The organism is Coleofasciculus sp. FACHB-712, assembly GCF_014695635.1.
Taxonomy (GTDB): domain Bacteria; phylum Cyanobacteriota; class Cyanobacteriia; order Cyanobacteriales; family FACHB-T130; genus FACHB-T130.
This window is the reverse complement of the sequence record NZ_JACJOQ010000216.1, coordinates 1-6,658: the sequence shown is the minus strand read 5'-3', so window position 1 is coordinate 6,658 and position 6,658 is coordinate 1. Positions and strand designations below refer to the sequence as shown.

At 47.9% G+C, this 6,658-nt stretch carries 10 protein-coding genes and 1 tRNA gene; 5 read left to right on the top strand and 6 right to left on the bottom strand.

The window, feature by feature from the left end; all coding sequences use genetic code 11:
• Window positions 1-43: 43 nt before the first annotated feature.
• A complete protein-coding gene (locus tag H6F50_RS06225) occupies window positions 44-370 on the bottom strand; it encodes a hypothetical protein (protein ID WP_199292014.1) in 327 nt (108 codons plus the stop codon).
• A 197-nt stretch (window positions 371-567) separates the two neighbouring features.
• Here H6F50_RS06225 and H6F50_RS06220 point away from each other — a divergent pair, with 197 nt between their 5' ends.
• Window positions 568-1,356 carry an SAM-dependent chlorinase/fluorinase gene (locus H6F50_RS06220; protein WP_190427529.1) on the top strand — a complete coding sequence of 263 codons (789 nt, stop codon included), beginning with the start codon at window positions 568-570 and terminating at the stop codon, window positions 1,354-1,356.
• Window positions 1,357-1,416: 60 nt separating this feature from the next.
• Here the strand turns inward: H6F50_RS06220 and H6F50_RS06215 are convergent, their stop codons facing one another.
• Both H6F50_RS06215 and H6F50_RS06210 read right to left on the bottom strand, forming a co-directional pair.
• A complete protein-coding gene (locus H6F50_RS06215; RefSeq protein ID WP_190427526.1) occupies window positions 1,417-1,590 on the bottom strand; it encodes a hypothetical protein in 174 nt (57 codons plus the stop codon).
• Window positions 1,591-1,682: 92 nt separating this feature from the next.
• Window positions 1,683-1,859, bottom strand: coding sequence for a hypothetical protein (locus tag H6F50_RS06210; protein WP_190427525.1), 177 nt, complete (start codon window positions 1,857-1,859; stop codon window positions 1,683-1,685).
• A gap of 15 nt (window positions 1,860-1,874) precedes the next feature.
• On the opposite strand from H6F50_RS06210, the gene H6F50_RS06205 reads away from it, so the two are divergent.
• Window positions 1,875-2,459 carry an NAD(P)H-dependent oxidoreductase gene (locus tag H6F50_RS06205; protein WP_190427522.1) on the top strand — a complete coding sequence of 195 codons (585 nt, stop codon included), beginning with the start codon at window positions 1,875-1,877 and terminating at the stop codon, window positions 2,457-2,459.
• A gap of 55 nt (window positions 2,460-2,514) precedes the next feature.
• Here the strand turns inward: H6F50_RS06205 and H6F50_RS06200 are convergent, their stop codons facing one another.
• From H6F50_RS06200 to H6F50_RS06190, 3 genes are all read right to left on the bottom strand, one after another.
• Entirely contained in the window at window positions 2,515-2,976 is a 462-nt protein-coding gene (locus H6F50_RS06200; RefSeq protein WP_190427519.1) for an MgtC/SapB family protein, read from the bottom strand.
• A gap of 110 nt (window positions 2,977-3,086) precedes the next feature.
• Window positions 3,087-3,171: transfer RNA gene (locus H6F50_RS06195), tRNA-Ser, on the bottom strand.
• 44 nt (window positions 3,172-3,215) lie between these two features.
• Window positions 3,216-4,151: a TIGR04168 family protein gene (locus H6F50_RS06190; RefSeq protein WP_190427515.1), complete on the bottom strand. Its 936-nt coding sequence runs from the start codon at window positions 4,149-4,151 to the stop codon at window positions 3,216-3,218.
• A gap of 346 nt (window positions 4,152-4,497) precedes the next feature.
• Between H6F50_RS06190 and nadA the strand changes: the two genes are divergently transcribed.
• The 3 genes from nadA to H6F50_RS06175 form a co-directional block, all read left to right on the top strand.
• Window positions 4,498-5,472 carry a quinolinate synthase NadA gene (gene nadA, locus H6F50_RS06185; protein ID WP_190427511.1) on the top strand — a complete coding sequence of 325 codons (975 nt, stop codon included), beginning with the start codon at window positions 4,498-4,500 and terminating at the stop codon, window positions 5,470-5,472.
• A 190-nt stretch (window positions 5,473-5,662) separates the two neighbouring features.
• Window positions 5,663-6,280: a TIGR04282 family arsenosugar biosynthesis glycosyltransferase gene (locus H6F50_RS06180; protein ID WP_190427531.1), complete on the top strand. Its 618-nt coding sequence runs from the start codon at window positions 5,663-5,665 to the stop codon at window positions 6,278-6,280.
• Window positions 6,277-6,658: glycosyltransferase (locus H6F50_RS06175; RefSeq protein WP_190427507.1), on the top strand; the 382-nt coding region annotated here is incomplete at its 3' end. The genes H6F50_RS06180 and H6F50_RS06175, both read left to right, overlap by 4 nt.

The window sequence follows — 6,658 nt, the reverse complement described above, 5'->3', positions numbered from 1 at the left end:
AACATTTTAATGGAGTATGACGGGATGGCTTTAACAGTCATGGTTACAATCTCTTTTCTACAGAAGCTTGAATGTCTAGAAGTACCCGTGCTGGCTCTAGATAAACAAATGTCAGTATGATTACTTGTTCGTCCGTACTGATTGTCACATCATGAAGGACTTCTTGCGGTAAAACCCGTTCATGCCTCACCACTACAGTGTATTGCCCAATTGGCAGGTCATCAAAGCCCGCGTCTGCATGAATCAGGTCAATTGTCTCCTGAGCGATCGCTTGCCCATTTTGCCTAAGTAAAGCGATAAAGGCAATGCCATCAATTGAAGTCAGGGCATGATTCTCCTGATTGCGAATCATGACATAAATATCAGACATTCACTCAGACCTCTGTTTCCAGTTTCATGAGTGTATCCGATAACAAACGCGATCGCTTTTTGGTTTAAAAAGCAGTAATTTGTTTAAAGTAGCACTACCAGCACGATCGCTTTTGTGTTCAATAACGCGATCGCAGCAGTTACAGAAAGCCAGCGACAGGGTACCATTGCTGTAGCAAACCCCAATTGAGAGGCGCTATGTTCATCAGCCTGATTGCAGACTACGGAACCGGCGATCCAGCTTTTGCAGAGGTCACGCAACGTCTTTTGATGGCTTTACCTTCCTCCCAGATTCACTGCCTCTCGGTTCCTCCCTTCAGCACCTTGGCAACTGGTTTCTGGATTGCTCAACTCGGGCTCAATCCTGGTCCCGAAGAGCGTCTCATTTATCACAACTGCGCTCCTCGCCAAGATGACCCAGAAGCACGGCAAAACAATGAAGGCGAGGGATTAACTTATGCGCTGTTGCCTAATGGCGTCAAAGTAGTGGGTGTGTTTGCTGGTTACACGCTCTCTTTTATCAAAGACCATGCTCAAGTTTTGCAAACAGTCAAGGTTTCTAGAGGCGGGTCGCAGTTCCGTTCGCGGGATGTGTTTCCTAATGCAGCCGCCGCGATCGCTCAGGGAGATACTAGCTATTTAGGAGAAGTCTTAAACCCTAGCCAAATCCCCGATGCACCGAGCGATCGCGTTGCCTGGATCGATGGCTACGGGAACATCAAGACCACAATCCCTGCTGATACCCTCAACCTAAAACCGGAAGAAAAAGTAGTCATTCGTGTCGGGGATGTCGTCAGCGATGCCATCTACTCTGACGGCAGCTTCCGGGTGCCACAGGGAACTTTAGCATTTTCACCAGGAAGTTCCGGCTGGAATGCTGCGAAGGATGGAAAGCCTATCCGTTGGATGGAATTATTTTTGCGAGGCGGCAATGCTTGGGAACGCTTCGGCAAACCCCGCGTGAATCAGGTAGTGACTCGTCTCTAAAAAGGGATTAAAAATTACCCTTTCTGAAGTTTTAATTTGGCTTAATTTGGCATCTTTAATTTATAGCGGCTCTTTCGGAGCATTGCCGATTAGCGCTTGCACCAAATTCCAAAATGCCGAAATAAATGCCCCTCCTAAGACAACGAACATCAACATAGCAAGCGCGGCAAAGGGAGAGGTAATGAATAAAACGATGAACGCCAGCAATAGAATCGTCAGTAGTGCCTTGTTCATAGGTATTTTTTCCTTCCGATTCAGGTCTACTCTCAAAGCATAACGAGAGGGTTTGTTGTCGCGTCCCCTTCTGTGTGCTGAATTAAATATCATCACACTGGGAGATGATCTACATAGCGAGTCACTCTTAAAGAAGCCAGGAAGCTGCTAAGAGCAAGAGCCGCTGTACTTTGTGCCGCTACGAAGAACGCGATCGCCTTTAACAAATCTTGGCTATCCCAAATCGCCTCTAGTGAATTATTATCAACCAGAGATAGAAGTAGCACCAAAACTGATTTGCACCTATGGCTTATACCCCTAAAATCTTGGCATTTGCAGGTAGCACCCGCACTGATTCGTACAATAAAAAGCTGGTACAAGTTGCTGCGAACGGAGCGCGGACAGCGGGAGCTGAGGTGACATACGTGGATCTGCGCGACCTGCCGATGCCACTATACGATGAGGATCTCGAAAAAAGCGAGGGGATGCCAGAAAATGCGCGGAAGTTTAAACAGCTGATGATCGAACATCAGGGACTTCTCATCGCTTCTCCGGAGTACAACAGCTCAATTACAGCCGTTTTAAAAAATGCCATTGATTGGGCGTCACGTTCAACAGCACCGGAGGAACCTCCGCTCGTGGCTTTTGCGGATAAGGTGGCGGCGATTATGAGTACCTCACCGGGAGGATTGGGCGGTTTACGCTGTTTAGTCCACCTGCGCTCGATCCTGGGAAATATCAGAGTTATTGTTCTTCCCGATCAGATTGCGGTGCCTAAAGCTTTTGAAATATTTAATCCCGACGGTACGATGAAAGATCCCAAGCAGCAAGAGTCCATCGAGAAGTTAGGCGAAAAAGTTGCTCACGTGGTGGCGAAGTTGCACGGATGAAATATGGCGCTAAGAGCGATCGCTGATTTGCTAAGCCTAAACTCGATCAAAGTAACTACTTGTGAGGCTCTAACCTTTTAAAAGCTCTTAGAACAACCAAACACAGCAAAGCCCCAATTAAGCTCATTTGCCATAACCCACACCCAGCAGCAATTCCTAAAGCAGCGGAAACCCAAGTAGCCGCAGCCGAGGTGAGTCCACGAACTTTAACACCTGTTGTTGATTCGTGCTGAGACTCGCGTAAAATTTCTCCTGCGCCTAAAAAACCAACTCCGGCTGTAACGCCCTGAATGACTCTGCCAAGAGCCTCAGCGCTTTCTTGGGCTGTACCAATTTGGAGGGGCACGAGAACAAAGAATGCTGAACCCAGACTGACCAGCATATGGGTTCTTAAACCTGCTGGTTTGTTCTTGAGTTGGCGCTCTAAGCCAATAGCCGCTCCAACCAGCAAGGCAAGGCATAGCCTTAAGAAAATTCCTAAGCCATCATTGGGAGAAAGGATGTAGGTTTGTGGCAATGTTGTGCTACTAAAAACGAAGTTTCAACCAGTCTAGTTTACAGGCTGGTTTATATAGATGACTAAAAGGGGAATGGGTGCGAGCTAACCATTCCCCTTTTATTCGCTAACGGAGAGGGGGGGATTCGAACTCCCGGAACCTTTCGGTTCATCCGATTTCAAGTCGGACGCAATCGACCACTCTGCCACCTCTCCAGGTGTGTTTTTTTATCATATCAAGGTTGTGGAATTTGTTACTACTAACTTAAAACGGGTTGGATCGCTGGCTCGGTGCGATGGTAAAGAATCTGCTCAGATGCAACGGTGAAGTCTTTACCAACCCAAATCAGGGAGACTTGGGAGACGATACCGCCTTGCAGAGAGACAAGAGAGAAATTATGCAGGCGGTTCGTCTCCGTTTGGATAATCCGAGGTACGCTGGCTGAATTTAAGTAAACGGTTCCCTCTACGCTGACATAAACTGGGGTTCGCAAGTGGATCTTTGTGTGGCGCATAGTGTGGTGCATATGACCAAAGGTGACGAGGGGAATGGTTTTCCCTGCGTCGCGAGTTTGGGCGATCGCATCTGCAAAATCCGGATCGCCATAGTCGCCACCGATAGGATGCCAATCTTTGCCACAGGGGTCTTCTGGGCGATCGCCTAACCCGACAGGGCCATTGTGACCTATAAAAATAATCGTTTCAGAAGCAGCACTCTGAGCCGCTGAGAGAATTCGGGCAGTTGACTCCTCGAAATTCTTCACCCCATACCGTTGTTCGTAGAACTGGGCATTTTTCCAGACTTCTCCGCCCCAGCTAAAAGGACGACTCCCAACAACTGTTAAATTCAGGGCGGGAAAATCAAGCGAACCGTAACCGACATGGGTTTCTCCCAACAAATCCATCTGTTGCTGCACCCGGTCTTCTTTCTGGCGGTCGTAGGGACACCGACTTCTGCCCCAATCTGAGGCGCTGTACCAAGCGTCATGGTTGCCAAATATTGCCGCTTTGGGAAGATCGAGAGATGTGATCGCTCTCACCACATCCACCGACTCATTGCCGAAATCCCCTACAAATAGCACTAGGTCAACACCCAGATGCTTGAGGGCAATTTCATCATCGCTGTCCCACTGGTCGTGAATATCGCCAACAACCGCAATTTTGATGGGTTTTTCCGGGTTCCTCTGATTGCTCATCCTATCTTCCTCGTCGGTCTTTCTCCAGCATAAAAAAGCATCGCCTGTTTTCGCAGTATCCTCTGGTGTAACTCCTTTTTTTTGTTTGTGAGCGATCGCGTGATTTGATTTTGCCAGGAACACTTGCCTGCTTGGGCGGGGTCTAGAGCGTTGTTCACTTTCGACACAATTCACCGCCAGGTAGCACAAGCCGATGAGCGCTCGCACAGATGCATCTAACTCTTATTGAGAACCGCTATATTAAAGCAAATTTTCTCTGACCTGACTTGCCCACAAGTTTTGGTAAAAACAACTATAATTACTGATTACACGCCTAGCGATTTGATTCCCCCAAAAAATTATCACTGTGTTTACTACTACACTTCCTCAGCGTAATTTTGCTCAGACAGCGGCATTCCCTCACGATTTATTTGAGGCAATTAACGCCCTCAAAAAAGAGTTAAACGCTGTTATTCTTGCTCATTACTATCAAGATTCTGATATTCAGGATGTAGCAGATTATATCGGAGATTCCTTAGAGCTTTCCCGAAAAGCAGCCAGCACAAATGCGGATGTCATCGTGTTTGCGGGGGTTCACTTTATGGCGGAAACTGCCAAAATTCTCAACCCCGACAAGTTGGTACTCTTACCCGACCTCAACGCCGGTTGCTCGTTGGCAGACAGTTGTCCTGCGGATGCTTTTGCTAAATTTAAGGCGGCTCACCCCGGTCATATAGTCGTTTCTTATATCAATTGCTCTGCCGAAATTAAGGCAATGAGCGACATTATTTGCACCAGTTCCAACGCAGTTAAACTGGTTCTTCAGATTCCAGAAGACCAGCCGATTATATTTGCCCCCGACCGGAATCTGGGACGATATGTAATGGAACAATCGGGGCGAGATTTGGTGCTGTGGCAAGGTAGCTGTATGGTGCATGAAACCTTCTCTGAAAAGAAGATTGTCCAGCTAAAAATTGAACATCCAGAAGCTGAAGTTATTGCCCATCCAGAGTGCGAACCGTCGGTGTTGCGCCATGCCAATTACGTCGGTTCTACTTCAGCACTGTTGAAGTATTCTCAAGCAAGTTCCACTCAGGTATTTATTGTGGCGACTGAGCCGGGAATTATTCATCAAATGCAGAAGCAGGCACCTAACAAGCACTTTATTCCTGCACCGCCAATGAACGACTGTGCTTGCAATGAGTGTCCTCATATGCGGTTAAATACTCTGGAGAAGCTGTATTTAGCGATGAAAAATCGGGCACCAGAAATTACTTTGCCAGAAGAAACGCGAGTGGCGGCGCTGCGTCCAATTCAGCGGATGTTGGAAATGAGCGCCTAGTCAATGTTGGATCGGGAACGAAACCTGATGGAAAAGAACCCCACCCCCAGCCCCTCCCCGCTTGCAGGGAGGGGAGATGGAGTAAGAGACGCAGGCGATCGCTTGGTTGGGGTTCTTCATTTCGGGGGATCGATTGGACTTGGTATAACAAGCAACAATGAACGATGAATGAGCAACGAATTGAATGGCAATGAATAGAGAGTGCTTGATCGTTTTTACTCGCTATCCAGAGCCAGGAAAGGCAAAAACTCGGCTAATTCCAGTTTTGGGGGAGGATGGCGCTTCAAATCTTCATCGCCAGATGACCGAGCATACACTCTCGCAGGTGAGGGAACTGCAAAGCGATCGCGCGACGAGAGTGGAAGTTTATTTTACTGGCGGCGACCAGCAGTTGATGGAAGACTGGTTGGGAGCTGATATCATCTATCAGCCGCAGGGTGAGGGCGATTTGGGACAGCGGATGAAGTCGGCGTTTCAAACGGCTTTTGCGGCTGGAATGGAGGGTGTTGCCATCGTCGGTACTGATTGCCCTGGTTTGGATGCGAAAATAATGGCGCAAGCATTTGAGCAGCTAAACGGTCATGATTTAGTTTTGGGACCAGCGATGGACGGCGGCTATTATTTAATTGGGTTGCGGCGGGTGATTCCAGAATTATTTGCGGGAATCAACTGGGGAACCTCGGAGGTGCGAGAAAAAACGGTAGCGATCGCTATCTCCCTTGGATTGGCAGTTGCTTATCTTCCCTCCCTGTTTGATGTTGACCGTCCAGAGGATCTTGAAAAGTTACGAGTTTTGAGTTTTGAGTGATAGAAGCGGCAAGAATTTCCATTATTATTCCCGTTTTGAATGAAGCTGCTGACACGATTCGGTCAACATTAGCGAGTGTTCGGAATGTCAAAAATGTGGAAGTCATTGTAGTGGATGGGGGAAGTCAGAATGAAACCGTCGCTCTTGTGCAATCCTGGGGCGTTAAAGTTCTGTTTTCCACTGCTGGACGTGCCTACCAAATGAACGCGGGTGCAACGGCTGCGACAGGAGATATCTTGTTATTCCTCCATGCAGATACCTCTTTACCGCTTGGGTTTGAGAAATTAGTTCCGTTGACACTAGCCCAGTCTGGAACCGTTGCGGGTGCCTTTGAACTCAAAATTAATTCTCCAATGCGATCGCTACGTCTAGTTGAAA